The sequence below is a fragment of the Neobacillus mesonae genome (assembly GCF_023715155.1).
GTDB classification, from domain to species: Bacteria; Bacillota; Bacilli; order Bacillales; family Cytobacillaceae; genus Neobacillus; species Neobacillus mesonae_A.
The window spans coordinates 11,494-30,881 of record NZ_JAMBNQ010000021.1 but is presented as its reverse complement, the minus strand read 5'-3'; the positions used below and the strand labels follow the sequence as shown (position 1 = coordinate 30,881).

At 38.8% G+C, this 19,388-nt stretch carries 20 protein-coding genes and 1 pseudogene; 4 read left to right on the top strand and 17 right to left on the bottom strand.

What is annotated here, in order from left to right; translation table 11 throughout:
* Positions 1–27: 27 nt before the first annotated feature.
* The 6 genes from M3183_RS16620 to M3183_RS16595 form a co-directional block, all read right to left on the bottom strand.
* The gene (locus tag M3183_RS16620; protein ID WP_251471530.1) at positions 28–249 is read right to left on the bottom strand and encodes a hypothetical protein; all 222 of its coding nucleotides are present in this window, start codon (positions 247–249) and stop codon (positions 28–30) included.
* A gap of 213 nt (positions 250–462) precedes the next feature.
* Positions 463–1,452 carry an ornithine cyclodeaminase family protein gene (locus M3183_RS16615; protein WP_251471528.1) on the bottom strand — a complete coding sequence of 330 codons (990 nt, stop codon included), beginning with the start codon at positions 1,450–1,452 and terminating at the stop codon, positions 463–465.
* A 744-nt stretch (positions 1,453–2,196) separates the two neighbouring features.
* The gene (locus tag M3183_RS16610) at positions 2,197–2,916 is read right to left on the bottom strand and encodes a LutC/YkgG family protein (RefSeq protein WP_285880119.1); all 720 of its coding nucleotides are present in this window, start codon (positions 2,914–2,916) and stop codon (positions 2,197–2,199) included.
* On the bottom strand, positions 2,913–4,346 hold the full coding sequence (locus M3183_RS16605) for a LutB/LldF family L-lactate oxidation iron-sulfur protein (RefSeq protein ID WP_251471524.1): 1,434 nt from the start codon (positions 4,344–4,346) through the stop codon (positions 2,913–2,915). The genes M3183_RS16610 and M3183_RS16605 overlap by 4 nt, the downstream gene beginning before the upstream one ends.
* Before the next feature lie 38 nt (positions 4,347–4,384).
* The gene (locus tag M3183_RS16600; protein ID WP_251471519.1) at positions 4,385–5,101 is read right to left on the bottom strand and encodes a (Fe-S)-binding protein; all 717 of its coding nucleotides are present in this window, start codon (positions 5,099–5,101) and stop codon (positions 4,385–4,387) included.
* 197 nt (positions 5,102–5,298) lie between these two features.
* Entirely contained in the window at positions 5,299–6,033 is a 735-nt protein-coding gene (locus M3183_RS16595; RefSeq protein WP_285880118.1) for a FadR/GntR family transcriptional regulator, read from the bottom strand.
* Positions 6,034–6,219: 186 nt separating this feature from the next.
* On the opposite strand from M3183_RS16595, the pseudogene M3183_RS16590 reads away from it, so the two are divergent.
* Both M3183_RS16590 and M3183_RS16585 read left to right on the top strand, forming a co-directional pair.
* Positions 6,220–6,480: pseudogene (locus M3183_RS16590) on the top strand (L-lactate permease); the annotation flags it as partial.
* Between the two features lie 128 nt (positions 6,481–6,608).
* Entirely contained in the window at positions 6,609–7,766 is a 1,158-nt protein-coding gene (locus tag M3183_RS16585) for a pyridoxal-phosphate-dependent aminotransferase family protein (RefSeq protein WP_251471514.1), read from the top strand.
* Positions 7,767–7,919: 153 nt separating this feature from the next.
* On the opposite strand, the gene M3183_RS16580 is transcribed toward M3183_RS16585, so the two are convergent.
* From M3183_RS16580 to lepB, 6 genes are all read right to left on the bottom strand, one after another.
* Positions 7,920–8,063, bottom strand: coding sequence for a hypothetical protein (locus M3183_RS16580; protein ID WP_251471512.1), 144 nt, complete (start codon positions 8,061–8,063; stop codon positions 7,920–7,922).
* A gap of 60 nt (positions 8,064–8,123) precedes the next feature.
* On the bottom strand, positions 8,124–9,137 hold the full coding sequence (gene bioB / locus M3183_RS16575) for a biotin synthase BioB (protein WP_251471510.1): 1,014 nt from the start codon (positions 9,135–9,137) through the stop codon (positions 8,124–8,126).
* Between the two features lie 175 nt (positions 9,138–9,312).
* Positions 9,313–9,924, bottom strand: coding sequence for a DUF2812 domain-containing protein (locus tag M3183_RS16570; protein ID WP_251471504.1), 612 nt, complete (start codon positions 9,922–9,924; stop codon positions 9,313–9,315).
* A 15-nt stretch (positions 9,925–9,939) separates the two neighbouring features.
* Positions 9,940–10,254 (bottom strand): PadR family transcriptional regulator, encoded by a 315-nt coding sequence (locus M3183_RS16565; RefSeq protein WP_251471502.1) that lies wholly within the window; start codon positions 10,252–10,254, stop codon positions 9,940–9,942.
* 422 nt (positions 10,255–10,676) lie between these two features.
* Positions 10,677–11,423: a vWA domain-containing protein gene (locus M3183_RS16560; protein WP_251471500.1), complete on the bottom strand. Its 747-nt coding sequence runs from the start codon at positions 11,421–11,423 to the stop codon at positions 10,677–10,679.
* 89 nt (positions 11,424–11,512) lie between these two features.
* A complete protein-coding gene (lepB, locus tag M3183_RS16555; protein ID WP_396953731.1) occupies positions 11,513–11,911 on the bottom strand; it encodes a signal peptidase I in 399 nt (132 codons plus the stop codon).
* Between lepB and M3183_RS16550 the strand changes: the two genes are divergently transcribed.
* On the top strand, positions 11,871–12,074 hold the full coding sequence (locus tag M3183_RS16550) for a hypothetical protein (protein ID WP_251471499.1): 204 nt from the start codon (positions 11,871–11,873) through the stop codon (positions 12,072–12,074). The two genes, lepB and M3183_RS16550, sit on opposite strands and share 41 nt — an antisense overlap.
* A 252-nt stretch (positions 12,075–12,326) precedes the next feature.
* On the opposite strand, the gene M3183_RS16545 is transcribed toward M3183_RS16550, so the two are convergent.
* The 4 genes from M3183_RS16545 to M3183_RS16530 all read right to left on the bottom strand — a co-directional run bounded on the left by M3183_RS16545 (position 12,327) and on the right by M3183_RS16530 (position 15,297).
* Positions 12,327–12,743 carry a hypothetical protein gene (locus M3183_RS16545; RefSeq protein ID WP_251471496.1) on the bottom strand — a complete coding sequence of 139 codons (417 nt, stop codon included), beginning with the start codon at positions 12,741–12,743 and terminating at the stop codon, positions 12,327–12,329.
* 116 nt (positions 12,744–12,859) lie between these two features.
* A complete protein-coding gene (locus M3183_RS16540; RefSeq protein ID WP_251471494.1) occupies positions 12,860–13,270 on the bottom strand; it encodes a vWA domain-containing protein in 411 nt (136 codons plus the stop codon).
* A 169-nt stretch (positions 13,271–13,439) separates the two neighbouring features.
* Entirely contained in the window at positions 13,440–14,780 is a 1,341-nt protein-coding gene (locus tag M3183_RS16535; protein ID WP_251471490.1) for a DUF4179 domain-containing protein, read from the bottom strand.
* Positions 14,758–15,297, bottom strand: coding sequence for a sigma-70 family RNA polymerase sigma factor (locus M3183_RS16530; RefSeq protein ID WP_251471489.1), 540 nt, complete (start codon positions 15,295–15,297; stop codon positions 14,758–14,760). Before M3183_RS16530 ends, M3183_RS16535 begins: the two co-directional genes overlap by 23 nt.
* A gap of 1,023 nt (positions 15,298–16,320) precedes the next feature.
* Between M3183_RS16530 and M3183_RS16520 the strand changes: the two genes are divergently transcribed.
* Positions 16,321–17,838, top strand: coding sequence for an ATP-binding protein (locus M3183_RS16520; RefSeq protein WP_251471487.1), 1,518 nt, complete (start codon positions 16,321–16,323; stop codon positions 17,836–17,838).
* A gap of 38 nt (positions 17,839–17,876) precedes the next feature.
* Here the strand turns inward: M3183_RS16520 and M3183_RS16515 are convergent, their stop codons facing one another.
* The gene (locus M3183_RS16515; RefSeq protein WP_251471485.1) at positions 17,877–19,130 is read right to left on the bottom strand and encodes a cation:dicarboxylate symporter family transporter; all 1,254 of its coding nucleotides are present in this window, start codon (positions 19,128–19,130) and stop codon (positions 17,877–17,879) included.
* Positions 19,131–19,388: the final 258 nt, after the last annotated feature.

The window sequence follows — 19,388 nt, the reverse complement described above, 5'->3', positions numbered from 1 at the left end:
TTCCAGAAAAAGAACCATCCCCATTTTTTAGTAACTATTATCTTCCTTTAAACTACCTCTATTCACGTACCAATTCGTAACCTGTGTCAGAATCGCAAAGACGAAGAAGAAATTCATGGCCCATACGTTAATAAATGGTGTAATGCCGCCAAATTCAATGTTTGCATACCCCTTCAGCTTCATTACAATCAACGACTCAACAAAAATCAGAATAAACCCAAGTACCCCCGCTGCAGCAGCTCTAAACATTTCACATCCCCCTTTATCATTTTCCTTTGATTTCATTTATGACAAGCAGTAATTTTGACAATTCCGTGAACTCTTATAATACAATTATATTCTATTTTTCGTTAAACACAACAAAAAAAAAAATGGTTTACAGCACCATTTTCTTTCTTTTTTCAGGAATAGGTAGTGTGATTGAATAGGTTCGGTAGAGCCTAAAACAATCCTGTTTTAATACTATATTTCCACCAGTGTACCGACACCGGCTTTGATGGCCTTTTCATAGGCAGCTGCAGCAACGGCAATATCAAAGTAGGCAATGCCGACAGATTTAAAGAATGTGATTTCCTCGCCGCTTTCCCTGCCTGCAATCTGTCCAGCAGCTAGCTGGCCAATTTCCCCGTGCAGTTGTGAAAAACTCCAGGTTCCCCTGTTCGCTGGAATTATGAAGTCCCCGGCTTCATTCTTAACTCCTTCCATTGTATCTACGACAATCTTTGAGCATCGATGAAGGGTTTCTTCATCCACTTCCTGCATATGAGGCAGATAGGACCCGATACCATTAATATGTGTCCCCGGCTGAAGTGCTTTACCAGAGAATACAGGTATATTGGAACGAGTGCTGCAAATAACAATATCCGCTTTGGATACTGCTTCATCTACGTCATCCATCACCACAATCTCTCCACTGTATTCAGGATCCAGCTTTTTTATTTTTCCAGCAAATATTTGTGCTTTTTCCTTTGTTCGATTAAACAACATGATTGTTTTGATATCACGGACCACTAATAAAGCCTGCAGCTGTTCTTCTGCCATCGCCCCGGTGCCAATCACCACAATGGAAGAGGCATCTTTCTTCGCCAGATATTTCGTTGCAATACCGCTGACTGCGCCGGTCCTTAATCTTGTTAAATAAGAGGCATTTAAACATCCTAAATACTCGCCATTATTGGTATCGCTTAATAACACAACACCCTGGGTTGTTCGTTTGCCAATAGATGGATTATTCGGAAAAATAGTAACCACTTTAACAGCTGACTTCCCAACTGACTCAATGGCAGAGGGCATATACAATGCGGATGCTGATTTGTCAGGAAAGTCAATAACCGTACGGTGGGGATTGGCTATCTTCCCTTCTATGTAATCAAGCAGTGCCTTCTCTAAATCCTTTATCGCATCCTTCATCGTATATAGGGAGCGAATTTGTGGTTCTGAAAGAATTAGCATGCGAAAACCCTCTTTCTTAAAATATCGTTTGGTATAATTTTACCAAATTCACTTAGCTGTTTATTTTCTAAAAAAGGAAATAGATTGATTTATATAAATCTATCTTATAGATATGCATCAGCAGTAAAAAAACCTAAATATTGTATTTTATGGGTTTTTTCACTAATTGTTCATCTGTTGCGCGTTTCCTCCCCTTCCAGCAGCCTTGTTGTCTTATATATTAGACTATTACGCGGAAAACTGGTTTTATATTCTTTTATAATAGGCGAAAGAAATCACGGTGAAGCTCAAAGAAATCAATGACGTTTGGGGAACGAAGGGCCTCTCTGCTTGACTGAATCTAGAAAACCAATGGCGCTTGGGGAACATAGAACCCTTCTACTTAACCGAATCCAGAAAACCAATGGCGCTTGGGGAACGTAGAGCCTTTCTACTTGACCGAATCTAGAAAATCATTGGCGCTTGGGGAACGTAGAGCCTTTCTACTTGACCGAATCCAGAAAATCATTGGCGCTTGGGGAACGTAGAACCCTTCTACTTGACCGAATTCGGAATATCAATGGCCGTTGGGGAACGTAGAGTCTCTCTACTTGACCGAATTCGGAATATCAATGGCCGTTGGGGAACATAGATCCTTTCTACTTGACCGAATTTGGAATATCAATAACAGAGCAGCCGTATCCCTCAAGAGCCACACACAATAAAAAGAGCCGCTGCCATTTAAGGAACAGCCCCTCATCAAAATCATAAATCATTAATCACAATATAAGTTGCTTTAATCGGGCCATGGACTCCGACAACCAGATTCAGCTCTATATCCGCTGAGTTACTTGGTCCCGTGATAAAATTAATGCAGGATGCCACATGTCCAGTCTCTTGATACATCTCCCGTATTTTCACTGCCGCCTGCGTCATTCTTGGAACAAGGCTGCTCTTCGGAATCAGCATAATCGATGTTGCTGGCAAAAAGCTGACTGTTCTTCCTCTATCCTTATCGCTAAACAAGACAACTGTTCCAGATTCTGCGAGGGTAATTTCACTGATGGTAATCCCTACATTGGCGTTTTCTGCTTTATGAACATTCTCTTCGCCTAAATTATAATCCCATTCAAACACATCAATATTCTTAGATGGCCATTTTTCCTTCATTAAGGAATCAAGACCCCACTTAGAGAAACGCTCGTCCTTCCAAGTTACAACTGGACCGCCGCCGTACTCTGTAACAACCTCATTCATTACTGCTGGCAGTTCCGTCAAATCAATTGTATGAATCCTCGTATGGATTTTTTTACAATGCTCCTTCAAAATCTCAAGCAGTTCATCCTGAGAAGCACCCTTAAATACCTCATATTGCGGCTGGTATTTCCAGTTTGGTCTTTCCAACGGTTCTGAAATCCGAGGACGGTTCAGGGAGCTGGCAATTTGATTTAAAAATTTTTCTCGATTATGGATGGTGCCAATCATAATTTTTTATCTCCTTTTTCGCGATTTTTAAACCAATCTCTAAATCTCTCTTTATTAGGGGCCGGGAATTCCCGCGCTTCCGTCCAAGCCTTAAGCGGTCCCGGTCCTTTAGAGATTTTATCCCCTGAGGTAAATGGATTCATTGCGGCAGGCGCAATCTTAGAACCAATTTTATAAAGAGCAGGAGAAGCAGCCCCAAGCCCATATGCCTTCATTAATAATTTTTCCGAAACAGGTGCTTTTCCTTCTTTTTCTACAATTACTTCCCGATGTTTATGAAGAAGGTTATGCAGCGGAATTTTCACCGGACAAACTTCTGTGCAGGCACCGCATAGAGTGGATGCATATGGAAGTTCCTTATATTCATCATAGCCTCCAAGGAGCGGTGTGAGAACAGCACCGATTGGTCCAGGATAAATCGAACCGTAAGAGTGCCCGCCGATATGACGATATACCGGGCATACATTGATACATGCTGCACACCGGATACATTGCAATACCGACTGAAATTCACCTCCAAGAATTTTAGATCTGCCGTTATCCACAATGACCAAATGAAATTCTTCCGGTCCATCGACATCCAGTTCTTCCCGTGGCCCGGTTAACACAGTGATATAGCTTGTCAGTTTTTGTCCAACTGCATTTCTTGTCAACATACTGACGAGCACTTCCATTTCTTCAAAGGTTGGAACCAAGCGCTCCATTCCCATCACCGTAATTTGTGTTTTCGGCAGAGCTGTCACCAAGTCAGCATTTCCTTCATTTGTGACTAAACAAAAGGAACCTGTTTCAGCAACCGCAAAGTTACAGCCTGTTATTCCAATATCCGCAGCTAAAAACTTTTCCCGAAGAGTAACCCGTGCCTGATAAGCAAGTTCTTCAGGATTGGACGATTTTGTGTATCCTAATTTCTTTTCAAATACTTCCCGGACCTGCTCTCGATTTTTATGCAATGCCGGGGCCACAATATGGGACGGCGGATCATGCTCATCAAGCTGTAATATGTATTCACCAAGATCTGTTTCAATAACTTCACAGTCTTCCTCTTCCAGCATTGCATTCAAGCTGATTTCTTCCGTCATCATGGATTTGGATTTCACAATATTTTTCGCACTTTTCTTTTGCACAACACTTCTGATGTAATCATTCGCTTCTTCCTTCGTCTGAGCGAAAAAGACGTGCCCGCCTCGCTTTGCGACGTTTTCACTTAATTGCTCTAAGTAGTAATCCAAATGTTCAAGAACATGCTGCCTGATTTCTTCCCCATGATTACGCCATTCTTCCCAGTTTCCTAAGTCCTCGGTTGTCGCAGCCCTGCGCTTCATGCTCATTCCGTCCTGTGCAGAGGCAACTGCACCACGCATAAAGTCATCATGAATTCCGTTATCAACACGTTCCTTAAACTGTTCCGTGCCAATCTTTATTGCCATTGGAAATCCCCCTTATATTTTTTGAAAAAGTAAATACATTAATGGCTGTTCAATACTTCTGCAATATGCAGTACCTTTACTGGTTTTCCCAGCCGCTGCATCCGGCCGCCGATATTCATTAAGCAGGCTGCGTCGGCACCAATCAAGTATTCTGCTCCGGTTTCTTCAACATGGCGAACCTTTTCATCTACCATCTGCTCGGAAATCTGTGCCATTTTAACTGCAAAGGTGCCGCCAAAGCCGCAGCATTGTTCCTTACCGGGAAGTTCGGTAAATTTCAACCCTTTGACATTTTTTAATAGTGTCATAGGAGCTTCTTTCACTCCCAGCAATCTTGTCATATGGCAAGAGGTGTGATAAGTAACATTTCCCTCGAATTTGGCCCCGACATCCTCCATTTTTAAAACTTCCACAATAAATTGAGTTAACTCATATGTTTTATCTGCCAATGACTGTGCCTTCGGTTCCCAGACAGGATCACCCGCAAAAATATGAGGATACTCCTTAAACATAAAAGCACATGAACCTGAAGGAGAGACGACATATTCGGCATCGCTAAATGTATCAATCATCCGCTTCATAGCTTCTTTTGATTCCTTTACATAACCGCTGTTGTATGCAGGCTGGCCGCAGCAAACCTGAGACTCTGGGAAATCTATTTCACACCCCAGTCTCTCGAGCAGTTCAACTGTCGCCTTTCCAACATTGCTTTGGAACATATCAACCATACAAGTTGCAAATAGAGTAACCTTCATTTTTCTCTTCCCCTTAAAAAGATTCTTTTTATATAACTTAACAGGTCATCTGATGACTAAAAAATATTAATATTCTATATTTTACACCAAAGGAATCAAGATTAGAAAGAGCTTCCCAAAAAAAGTCTAGTCTCTTTTCTATTTAAAGATTCAGGAAAAGGGTTCTTATTAGGACCGGAGTCCTTTTGAATGTGAGTTTATTCCCCATTAAACTTTGTTGTGTGCTGGTAGTACTTTCCTAAAATCGCATTGACATTCTCGATGTGGAGGATCATGCTATCTCTTGCTGCCTCTTCATTTTTTGCTTTGATAGCTTCATAAATAGCAAAATGCTCTTTATATAATTGCTCAGTGGTAGTTTCTTTGGAAAACAGCCAAACCCTGCGTGTTTCCCTCATTGTTTCTATCATGAGCTCTGAAACATGATTCATTAAACTTAACAATAATTGGTTTTGAGCGGCCGCAGCCAGCGCCATGTGGAATTGCAAATCCGCAGTTTCTCCCAGTTCCTCGTCTCCTTTTGCCCCCAGCATCGCTTCAAGGGCAGCCTCCATCATTGATAGATGTTCATCATTTCTTTTTTGGGCAGCCGCCGCGGCCATTCCGCTTTCAACAATTTTCCGTACTTCAACTAATTCAGCAATATCTTCCTTATTCATTAAAATAGCAGTTGATAACGGAAAAGCAATTTGATCTTTCTCAAATTCCTTTACATATGTTCCTTCTCCCTGCCTCATTTCAATAAGTCCCATTGCCCGCAATGAAGTCAGTGCCTCACGAATGGCTGAACGGCCAACTTGAAAATTTTCAGCCAGCAGTTGTACCGAGTCAAGTTTATCACCAGGTTTAAGCTGGCCTGAGCGAATCATTTCATGGATTGCCTCAGCAACTTCCTCATATATTTTTTTTGGTTTTATTTTTTTATAATTCATAAAAGAGCCCCTTTAAATAATTCATCCACTAGGACGCAATAATATTATACCTATTTTCAAAAGGTTTTCATCTACTTGGTATATACCTTTCTGATTATCAAAATAAGAATATTAAAAAATAATAATTTTGATATTGTGATTTTAATAAAATCTTCCTTTTGGACATCAATCATCAGATTAACACCATTGTTCTCCAACTTGCAAAAGGTTAATGCGGAGTTAATCGGCATGAATCCAATTTTAGCACTCGCTGCTAACTCATCCGGCGGCGTTACCGGAAAAATGATTTCACCGCAATCGATTGCAGCTTCCTGTGCAGCCGTTGGTCTTGTTGGTAAAGAATCAGAGCTTTTCCGCTTTACGATTAAACATAGTATGTTCCTAGTTGTGATGATTGGAATCATCGTTTGGCTACTGAATACCGTCCTGACATTTATGATTCCTTAAATTTTGAATTTTGATAGGCTTTTTCCTTATGGGAATCAGCCTTTCTTCTTTTAAAAGATTTTTCTGCAAAGATTTGTTATAATTTTACTTGAAAATTGCTAATATTTCACGAAGCTGGAGGGAAATGTATGTATTCTAATATTTTACGACATCCTGGACCTACACCTATACCGAAAAAGGTACAGCTGGCGATGAACCAAGATATGATGAGCCACCGCAGTGAGGAGTTTGTGCAGCTTTACCGTGAAACAACGAATCGTGTAAAACCTATTTTTGGAACAAAGCAGGATATCTTACTCATCCCATCAGGTGGTACTGCAGCATTAGAAGCGGCTGCGGTTAATACAGTTTCCCCCGGGGAAGAGGTAGTTGTTATTACCGTTGGCGCCTTCGGCAACTATTTTGTCTCTATTTGCGAGAAATTTGGCTTCCAAGTACATAAGCTGGAAAAAGCCTGGGGCGAAGCTTGCAGTGCTGAAGAACTTGGGGCATTTTTAAAACCTTTATCAAACATTAAGGCCGTCTTTGCAACTTATAATGAAACCTCAACAGGAATTTTAAACCCTATTGAACAATTGGCTGAAGTTGTCCGCAATCAAACGGACGCTCTATTTATTGTTGATGGAGTCAGCTGCATAGGCGGTGCCCCTGCTGAAATGGACCAATGGGGCATTGATATTTTAGTAACGGGTTCCCAAAAAGCCATGATGCTTCCTCCAGGTCTTGCCCTTATTAGTGTGAGTGACCGGGCATGGGAAGTGATTGAAAAAAATCAGACCCCATCCTATTATCTAAATTTAGTCAGTTATCGCGAATGGGCCAAGAAAGGCATGACCCCAAATACTCCTGCCATATCACTGATTTACGGCCTTTCCGCGGTTTGTGATTTAATTGAAGAGGAAGGCGGATTTTCACAGACAGTCGCCCGGCATGAATTAATGAAAAATATGGTTCGTGAATCGATGAAGGCTCTTTCCATTGGACTGCTGACTTCTGATGAACATGCTTCACCGACTATTACAGCCATTCTAACCCCGGATGGATTAGACCTTAAGGCATTCTTAGGGCATTTGAAAAAGAAATACCATCTTGATTTTGCCGGTGGTCTTGGACATTTGGAAGGAAAAATGTTCCGCTTCGGCCACATGGGTTACTGCTTCCCTAGTGATATTCTCCAGGCCGTTTCCCTTTTGGAAGCTGGATTGCAGGATTTCAATTACTCCTTTGAACCCGGAGCAGGTGTGAAGGCAGCACAAAATGTGTTCCTGGCCGCACAGCAGAAATAAATTAATAGAAGGATAAATCCTGTTCTGAAACGTTTGTTCAGAACAGGATTTTTTAGATTGGTTTTGTTTCATAGGGACGTTGTTTAAAGAAAGGCTTTTCAGTTTCTTTGCTGGTTATCTATAAGGGGCTTTTTTAAAGACTGCTTTGCTGGTTCACCCGCTTGTTTTGTCCTCAAGACACCTCATTAAAGACTGTTTCATCGTTTTATCTTTGTCCTTAAGGCGCTCTTTTAAAGACTGTTTTGCCGGTTCCTCGCTTGTTTTGTCTTTAAGACGCCTTATTAAAGACAGTTTCATCGTTTTATCCACCAGTTTTGTCCTTAAGAGCTATTGGTGAGGTCTTACACACCATCAGGTTCAAAGAGATTTTGCAAAGTTCTGGCTTTCTACTTCGAATGCGTTGTCTTCAATTTCAAAGCCTAGGTCTTGAATCAATTGGTAGTCTTCTATTGCCGGCTGTCCGTCGGTTGTTAAATAGTCACCGACAAAAATGGAGTTGGCAATAAATAGGCCTAAGTTCTGAAGCGAACGTAAATTGAATTCGCGTCCTCCGGAAATGCGAATCTCTTTTGTTGGATTGATAAAACGGAACAAGGCTAAAATTTTCAAACAGCGAATAGGTGTTAGGTCATCCATATTCTCCAGTTTGGTTCCGGTGATTGGGTGAAGAAAGTTCACCGGGATAGAGTCCGCATCCAGCTCTTTTAAAGCAAATGCCATTTCTACAATATCATCTTCGGTTTCTCCCATGCCGCAAATAACGCCGGAACATGGTGATATCCCTGCTTTTTTCACATTTTCTATTGTATGTACCCGATCGTCATAATCATGTGTTGTAGTAATGTTGGCATGATGATTGGCACTCGTATTGATATTATGATTAAAGCGGTCAACACCTGCAGTCTTCAGCTTTTGAGCCTGTTCTTCTGACACAAGTCCCATGCAGGCACATATTTTGATTTGTTCAACTTCACTTTTAATTTCTTCTACTGCAGAGATTACAGTATCTACTTCATTATTGGTCGGCTTGCGCCCGCTCATGACAATACAATATGTACCAATTTTATTTTTCTTAGCCTCCTTTGCTCCTTCGACGATTGTTTGTTTGCTGATAAGGGTATACCGATCAATTTCCGTCTTGGCTTTAATGGATTGAGCACAGTAGCCGCAATCCTCTGGGCATAATCCACTTTTCGCATTAATGATGAGATTTAGTTTCACCTTATTGCTGTAATAATGTCTGCGAATTTCATAGGCTGCATTTACGAGAGAGAGAATTTCTTCGTCCTTTGAAAATAAAATTCCCTTTGCTTCCTCTTTTGTTAGTTCATATCCTTCAATTACATCTTCAGCCAGACTGGTCCAATTCACAATATCACCTCATTTTATTTTTGTTAACCTTAAAGTTAATATAGTTAACACATAATATTATAAAACAAGTTTTATAATATTCAAACTAATTTCTCGGGAATTTTGTCTTAAATAATTATTCTAGCCTGCTAAAAAAACACATCCGCTGCACCGTAAATGCAGCGGATATAATATATCACCTGATTAATTTCTTATATTGCTGTTCTGCTCTTCTGCCAAAAGTCAAGAATAAAATGATCATGATAGGCAGTGCCGCCCAAGTTGCCCCCCTTATTAAGGCAAATGGTGTTTCAAAAAGAAAAGCCTGCCAAAATTCAAATCCTGCCTTTTCCCATAACCCAGGTGTAAAGTATAACTCTTTTGGGTTTAATAGAGCTCCTGCATCGATAGCATTTGTCATGATTAGAGCAGCAAAAATTGGCAAATAACACATGGCTATGGAGATATACATGTTTGACAGCCTTTTGTATCTGCCCGCCTTAGAATCAACATCTGAAAAGATATCTTCACTGGCATACTCTCTAATCTTTTTAAAATACTGGGCACCTGAATTTTTCGTTCCGGCAATATGTTTCCATCCGCAATCCTCAAATAGTGTGCAATAATCAACAAAATCAGCCTGCTTTTTAAATGTCCGATAATCAATCTTTATATTCACATTTTCTGGCTTTGTCTTCATAAAACGATATCCCCAAGACTTTCCTGTTAATTCATAGCCATTAGCAGCCATTTGTTTTAACCAATTCGCTTCTTTCTCAAAGTCCAAGAAATGCTTAAATCTTCTCATTGTTTCACCTCATTTTTATGTTATGAATGTTTTTTCCGTTATTTGAATCATATGCTTCATTCTTTCAAGATCAAGATGCAGTATCTCTTTCCCTCTATCGGTTATTAAGTAAACTTTACGTCTGCTGTCATCACTCGGGACAGGCTGAATAAATTTAAGCTTTAATAGATTTTCAATGGCACCATACAATGTCCCGGCTGCCATCCTTACCTGCCCTCCGCTGAGTTCCTCCACTTTCTGTAAAATTAAATAACCATGTGCTGGCTCTAATAATGCCAAGAGGATATAATATACTGTTTCCGTAAGTGGAAGCTGCTTATCACGTTTCATTGATTTCTCCTGCCTTTAATTACGTCTAACTATATAGTTTAACTGTATAGTTATATTTTATACAGCTGAACTGTATATGTCAATCTGACATTCTAAATTGGGCCGTACAAAAAAAGAGCTGCGAAATACAGCTCCTTAATCCGTTCAATGTCATTTTATTAAATGATAAAAATAATCCTTTTTCTGCTGATAAAATACGGCTAAAATAGGCACCCTAGTACTTTTCCTTACGTTCTGAACCGGCAATTTCCCTATCAAAAGAAACACGATATGCTTTTGTATTAGGTCTTGAGCAATAATCTCGTATACAGATTGTTTCAATATTTATGTGTCTAATCGCAGATTATCCGGTTCCACCAGGAACCCTCCGCCTCCAAGTGCAATGATTTATCTCATTTCATTCTTCCTTTTGGCTAATCGACCTATCTTCCAAATAATTTACCTAAAAGCCCCTTTCTTTTCGCTTCAGGCTCCTTAGCTGCTGGCTGCACTGTTTCTTTCTCTTTGAGGATTCCCTTTGCTCTTGCTTCTTGAATCCAGCTTGGAAATTCATTTAATAAAGAATCATACAGCTCACTATCTGAAATTTTGTCTATCTCAGGGATATGTAAAAAGTTGGCATTATCTACGATTCTTCCTTCCAAAGTGTCTAATTTCTTAAGAAATTCAAAATTTCCATTGCCAATTCCGACAAACTGCCAAAAAATTGGATATTTAGCCGAGCTTTCAATTAACGGTTTAATTGTTTTCTTGCAGCCTCCGTCATTGATAAAAACAATATAGGCAGGATCCTCACTTTGTTCTTCTTCCAGATACTTTTTAATTACGTCCTTCATGACAGGCGGCTCATCATTTCTGCCAAATTTATGGACCAAGTCGTCCTCCAAAATAATCCGATTCACATATCCCTCAAAATCCCTTTCTGTCACGGGCTTTAACCTTGAAAACTCGTTATCATATACCCAGACATCCAAAAGGCCATCATCATCAAATTGGGAGGCGATAGCCAAAATACGCTCAACCACACTTTGAACAGTGCCACTCTTATACAAGTTTCGCATCGAGCCAGTTATATCAAGCACAAGACCTACTCTTGCCCTGACCTTGACCAAATTCTTCTTTTCTAAAACAATTTTTACACTTTTTTTCTGTAAATCAATTGTTGCCATTTAAAGATCCCTCCAAAAATTATTTGACAAGTCTTACATCAGTAAATGGAAAAAGTACAAATTCACTTTTACCAATAAGGGTATCATCTTTAATATATCCAAGACCATTGCGGCTGTCCCTGCTGTATAAATCGATTGTCCCCCATTACAAAATAGTGGTGTCGTGGAACAATGATGGGACCAAAATCTCCTGTTAACCGGCTTCCGAGTTTTTGTGCCATTTTCAAATTATGAGAAAGATATGGTTCCTTAAAAACCTTATCATTAATCAATAATTGGTCATTTTTCATCTCCGCCTTGTCTCCAGGAAAGCCAATTACTCTTTTTACATAATTATCCACCTGACCTTTAATAATTACAATATCCCATCTGGAAAAATCAACCGACTTATTCACAAACATCTTTTCCTGATTATGCAAGGCAGGTTCCATCGAAGAGCCTTCGACAATGTCAGGAGAAAAAAAGAAGTTCCTAACCGCTAACGTTATCCCCAGCGCAATTAAAATAGATTTCCCCCAGCTGATCGGTTCCTTTTTGACACCTCATCACTCCTTAACCAGTTTCCGTTTACTACTATTTCAACAAATTAAAATCCAAATCCTTCCTTTTCTAAAAAATGAAACAGGAAAACTTCTTATTATTAGCGAATAAAATAAATTATATCTTTAATATAGAAAAGAGGGGCATGGCTATTGGATTTATTCATGTGGTTAATGATTATTCCCTTGTTAGGGGTATTGTGGTTTTTAAATCTTATATCATTGTTATACAAACTAAGAAAGGATCATAGTATCCAAAATCAAGTGGTATTTGGAGCTGTCCTGACTTTTCTATTTCTCTTTAGCTTCATATTCCTGATCTTTTCATCGTTGTAATGGTTTGGTGATATAAATAAAGGTGTTATTATAGAGAGTGCTTTATGATCTTTATCGATTTTATCTTTTTGAGCTTAACCCATTGTGTTTTCTTAATCCCTGTTAAAAATTCCTCCAATTGATTATCAGTAACAGGTTTGGTACCAATTAAAATTTCTGAACTAAGAGCGGCAGCGAAAATACGATTGGCAAGTATCTTTCCATTTCCTAATTCAACCGTAATAATTTGTCCATACTTTAAGCTCTCTAAAACGGGGAACTTATTTGTAAAGTATTGATGATTATATCGATTAATTTTTCGATCAATCCATCCATTGACTAGAATAAAAAGGACGACACAAATAATGATGACCCACCAGCCGGCATCTTTCATAAAAATAGTGCCTAAGAACATAAGAAATGGGAGGAGTGCTATTTTTAACATCCAAAATACGAATTTCATCATAATCATCCCTTTTCCCTAAGAATTTTATATACCTTATTTTCTACGAAAAGAGCCATGGTTACAATTTTTAACCATAAAAAGACTGTCCTAAAAATTTTAGAACAGCCTGCTTCTGTTTATGCCACTTTAATTGCCTTTCCAAACGGGATTCTCGGTTTGAAAGTACCTGATACCAGCCAGAACATCTCAAAATCAACCTTTTCTATATCTTCTGGCAGGAAGCCGGTAACATCGGTAATATAGAACAAGGTATCTATTTTTTCCTCTTTGGCCCACTCGAGTACTAACGTATAAGAAGATTTCCCATGAGTATGATATTTAATGGTATTGCTTTTTACCGGGGCAATGCTTCTAATTTTAAAATCAGCCTGTACTAAAATCGTGTCCGGCTTTACGGTTTCAAAAAGTTTAACGATGTTATTAATAAGGATAACAGGGGCTTCATTACTTGAGGTATCCACTGCTAATGCTACTTTTTTATCTTGACGTTCTTGGATCATTGAAAGAATTTGTTTATGCCATTTCAACACTATTTCCCCCTTTTTATATTGAACCGATATTATTTTAGGTAAAAGTGCCGAAGTTTATGATTGGATAAAAGCGGAATGTTTTTGAATTAATACAAGCCCTGCATCAGGGAAATACTTAATATGAGGAGAAAAAGCCACAGCCATCGAACTGAGGCTGCGGCCATTATTATTCAAGGTTTATTTTCACAGGTTCCATTTCCTGCGGCATATTAACTGCCATTGAACCTAAATTCACTCTTAATACATATTTTTGGGGACTAAAATGTGAAAGTCCACTTATATCAAACGTACTCCGGAAGCGTAATTGTTTTTCATTCAAAACTTTAACCTTATGTTTAATAGGTTCCTCAAAGATATCCTTGCGGGTTTCTTTTACTAGTATAATATCGTTTCTTGCAAAGTCCTTGTAAAACATATCATACATGCCCATTTTATGTCCATTATTTATTTGAAAATCAACCATAAAATGCTTGTTGTTATACGAAACTTTTTCAATAGTAACAGATAAATCCTGCCTGCTTGACTGAATCCGGACAGGGGCTGCTTCAGTTAAAGAAACAAATTGATTAGGCTCAGAGAGGGATACTGCCGGTTGAACTTCTATGTACCTTGTTTTACCTTTTAAAGCTTGCGGGATAATGGTTCTTCCCTTAATAGTTACTTGATTCCCCTTCTCATTCTTTTCCAGACTCGTGTCTGATAACCAATGAATTGGACGGCCATTGTCGTCAAAAAACTCAAATCTTATGTCATCATATTTCCCCTCTTTTGGATGGGTAAATGAATAATTAACCGCTGTAGAAGCCTGACCGGTTATAATGGAATCAAAATGTACTTTCATTCCTTCTCTCGTTCTTTCTTGATTAACTGCCTTCGTTTCAAATGGCAGCTGCTTAACCGGCACATCAAATCTCCAGGAACCTTTTTTGTCACCAATGCTCCTAAATTCCAGCGGGAAAGTTGTATCGGCAGGCAGTTCAGCTTTCGGATAACTTAACTGAATCTTACCGGTAAATCCTGTTTCAGTCGGATTCATGTAGACAACCTCCTTGGTTTCACCAAGTGTTTTATCGCCATTAAAGATTTCATAAAATCCCTGAATCCGTCCGTCCTTTTCAGTTTTTACCTTTCCTTTTACATCAAACGTTACCCCCATCACAGCCCCATCATAATAGGCACTGGTAACGGTGACATCGATTCCTTTCACACTTACAGTTTCATTTAGTTTGGTAATCAGTTTTTGCGCCGCTAATTTTTCGCCTACCGAGTCTTTGTATAAATACCCAACAACAGGCATGTCAGCCATGACTTTTGAAAAAGAAGGAAACATAAAGCTGGAAGAAATAAAAAGACCTGCTGCAGCAGCTGTTGAAATGAAAATTACACGTTTTTTCCGGAGTTTCTTTTTGGAATTTGCTCTTCGTACCCCAGTTTTGATTGCCTGTACTACTTGATCTCTTGGCACTTCAATTTTTTCATATTGGTCATGAAATAGTTTCTTTTCCATTATAACCATCCCCTCCCAGCAGTTTTTTCAATTGGTTTTTCCCCCGATACAGATGAGTTTTTACGGTGTTTTCTGGTATATTCATGATTTCTGCAATTCCTGTTAAGGGCAAATCTTGATAGTAAAAAAGTATAATGGCATTTCGCTGAGGCTCATTTAATTGTTCAATGGCTCCGACTAAGTCCAAGGCCTCATCACGCTTTTCCCTTTTTCCAGGAATAAGTTCAATAATGTTCTCATCCGCTGGAACCTCTTTCTTTCTTTTTTTCAATACATCATAAGCACAGCGAATTAAAATTTTGGTCAGCCATGTTAAAAAGTAGCGTTCCTCCCGCAGCTGCTTTACTGCTAAAAAAGCTTTGCAGGCCGTTTCCTGGACAACATCCAAGGCATCTTCACGGTTGCCAACATAAAGAAAGGCTGTCCGGTATAATTGGTCACTATGTATTTCCAGCAGTTTTTCAAACGCCTTTTCATTTCCTTTAATCGCTTTTTGGATTAATTTACTTTCATTCAATCGCTTGACCTCCTTTCACTCATTAGAGAAAAACAAGCGGTCAAAAGTTTCAGCTTTTTAAAATTATTGTATCAAATGAAGGTTAAGGGATTGCTTTCATTTTTTATCTCCTTCACTCCTTTTGACCTTCAGCAGGAAACTGCCCCGCTCTTTTCAGCGTAAGGGCTTATGGACCTTTAATGAGAACTGGAGTTACTCTTTATCTTCCGTTTCTGTTCTCATGAACCCTTTTTGAGAACTGCTGCCCCTCTTTTCGGACGCTTTTCGTTCTCATGAACCCTCTATGAGAACTGGTACCGCTCTTTTTTGATGCTTTCTGTTCTCATGACCCCTCTATGAGAACTGGTACCGCTCTTTTTTGATGCTTTCTGTTCTCATGACCCCTCTATGAAAACTAATACCGCTCTTTTCCTCGCAGTTCTCCTGTTCTATTATCCTTTTACTAGAAATAAAACCTCACTTTTTTCACTGTTAACCCTTAACCCGCCAAACCCAAAAAAGCAGCATCCTTTTAAACGCTGCTTTCACTAACGCCGCGGCCAGCCGCCGCAGGTAAACCATGTTTTTAGTTTCATAAAGTCATACATAAGTGCTGCATTTCTGCCTTCCTCTGTATGTGGATTCCGCTTATATTCAAGACAGTTCATGAATTCAAAGTCGCATTCACATGGATGTCTCCCGCTTGCAAGACATCGATCATGCCTATAGCAGCATTCATCAACTTCATTAATCGGTGCCCCCGGCCCGCTGCAGCCTGGCCCTCACCAGCGGTATCCTGGAAATAGACAGAATGAAAACGGGCTTTTATGCCCACCATGCTCCAATATTTGCACCCCCTATTCCTCATTTTTGGACAAACCTTAATACTATTACAATATGAATTACAATAAAAAAATGAGATGGCAAAAACCTATATATATCTAAATTTTCAAAATAATTTAAGGCTTATCTTTAAAAAGATATATTCCTACTAAAAAATTAATAGTAAAATATAATTATTACATTTATAGGAGAAGATACCCCTTGGCCTTACTTCATTTGTTAAAATCATTGATAAAAAATCATATCATCATCTATTTATTAGTTACCTTACTGCCTGCTGCCAGTATTAGTTTTTACTTAACACAGCAAAAAGTGAAAATAATGGAGACGGCTGAAGAGGGGAAGGCACAAGAAATAGCTAATTCCTATGCTGCAAATATTGAGACCTTTCTGGGGGAAACAGTTGGCAGGTTAGAAATGCTGGCAACTTCTATTAAAGTAGAAAAAAATAATCTGGAAGATTTGAACGATATACTGTTAGAAACAGCCGGGAAGGATTCACGCTTTTCTGGATTTTATTGGGCTAATACAGATGGTGATTTGCTGATTAGCACTAATACTATGACAGAGCCTGTAAATATAGGAAAACGTCCTTATTTTCAGCAAGCAGTCAAAACAAAGGAGACTAGTTTTTCATCCCCGCACCTCGGGAGTGTTACCGGACGTCACATCATTTCCATCGCCACCCCGATTGTGGAAAATGGTCAGGTTAAAGGCGTACTCATCGCATCTTTAAGGTTGACTAAAATTGAAGAAAAGGTCCGGAATTTAGTGAAAAATGAAGCCGTAAAAGTCATTGATAATACGGGACAGACACTAATAAAAACTGGTCCGGTATCTGGGAGAGACACGACTAAAGCAAGAACAAGCGTCAACCAGGTACCTTGGACCATTACGGTATATAAGAATTCTAATCTTACTCAAAATTTTTGGCTGGCCTTTTTTACATACCTATTTGTTCTTCTAGCTATTTTTAATACATTATACTTACTTTTTAAAATTATACTATTAAGAAGAAATCTAAAAAAGGAACAGCAGGAAACAGAATTACAGAAGCTGGAGCTCATTGGAAAACTTGCAGCCAGCACGGCACATGAAATCAGAAATCCGTTAACTGGTATTAAGGGGCTTGTTAAGCTGTTAAGTGAAGAATATCGCGATGAGAAGGCGCAAGCCTATTTCAATGTCATCCAAACAGAAATTGACAGGATTAATTCTATTGTCAGCGAATTACTGGTATTAGGAAAACCCACTGCTTATCATTTAAAAACCTACAATGCCAATGAGATAGTGTCGGAAATAAAACCGATCATTCAATCGGAAGCCAATTATATGAATGTAGAATTCAACACTCAATACTCACCAGAACCTATTTTTATATCTTGTGTAAAGGATCAATTGAAACAGGTCATTCTAAACTTAAGTAAAAACTCCCTGCAGGCAATGTCTCATGGCGGAAAGCTGAGTATTCAGTTAGCTAAAGAAAGTGAGCTATGTGTAATAAGAGTGATAGATAACGGAAAAGGAATGACTGATGAACAAATAGCGCAGGCGTTTAATCCATTTTTTACTTTAAAAAAGGACGGCTCAGGTCTGGGATTAACTATTTGTAAACGAATCATTGAAACATATGGCGGCGAAATCTTTCTTAAAAGTGCTCCAAATCAAGGAACAGAAGTTAAAATAACTATACCAGCAGCATTAGAAATTACTATGTAAAAATCGCGGAGGAGTTCTCCGCGATTTTTTAATTTCAATTATGCCGCGGTATCCCGCATTTCTTTATCAAGCTTATAGCCTTCCCATTTGGAAATGACAATAGCTGCTAATGAGTTACCGACAATATTTACACATGTCCGAGCCATATCTAAGATCCGGTCGATGCCGGCGATGAATGCAAGGCCCTCTGCTGGAATACCAACACTTCCTAACGTAGCAAGAAGAACTACAAATGAAACCCCAGGTACTCCGGCAATCCCTTTGGACGTTACCATTAGAACAAGCACTAAAGTAATCTGATGGGTTATGCTCATATGAATACCGTACATTTGCGCAATGAACAATGCCGCAATTGCCTGGTAAAGAGTAGATCCATCCAAGTTAAAGGAATAGCCTGTCGGAATTACAAACGATACGATTGCCTTAGGACAGCCGAGTTTCTCCATTTTTTCCATAATCTTAGGAAGAACTGTTTCCGAACTTGATGTCGAATAACCTAATAATAATTCGTCCTTTAAATACTTTAATAATTTAAAAATATTGATACCCACAATTTTTGCTACTATCCCAAGAACGACTAGGATGAAAAAGATCATTGCACCATATACCACAATCACGAGTTTTCCTAAAGGAATCAGCGATGTAAGACCAAACTTTGAAACAGTAACACCAATTAACGCGAATACCCCAATAGGAGCGAGTTTCATAATTTGGTTTGTGACATAAAACATCGCATCAGCGGTTCCCCTAAAGAATTTTAAAAGCGGCTCGCCTTTTTCTCCAATCGCTGCAATACCAAGACCAAACATAACAGAGAAGAAAATAATGGCCAGCATATCGCCATTTGCTAAAGATTGGATTATATTTGTTGGGACAATGTTAACGAAGGTATCAACCATGGAATGACTTTCTGTTGTTTTTGCTGTTTCGACATAGGTATTAATGTCGGTTTTAGTCAAATGAGACCGGTCAATACCAGACCCTGGATGAAAAAAGTTCCCGGCAAAGAGACCGACAACGATTGCTATTGTAGTGATGATTTCAAAATAAAGTAGTGTTTTTCCGCCGAGTTTCCCTAGTGATTTCATGTCACCTACGCCGGCTACTCCGACAATAATACTTGCGACAACGATTGGTACAACAATCATTTTGATTAAGCGGATAAATATAGTACCGAACGGCTGCAGAATATTAACAACTTGAGGATTTCCATAAAAAATAGCACCGACAATAATTCCGAGGATTAGACCAATTAAAATTTGCCAGGCAAGACTAATTTTCTTTTTTTTCATTTGCACCTCTCCAATCTATATTGCTTGTTAAAAACAACGGCTTAACATAAAGATATTTCAAAATAACATTAAACCGTTTTCATCATTATTAAATTTTGGGGCACAATATTCATTGTATTTTCTTTTTTTCTTTTTATCAATAGTAAAATTTATCCCTTTACAATTAATTTTATTATTTCCTGAATGACAAATATGATTTTTATATAATTATGGTAAATATGAATTGTAATTTCCGCATAATAATTTTGTGTCCCAAAA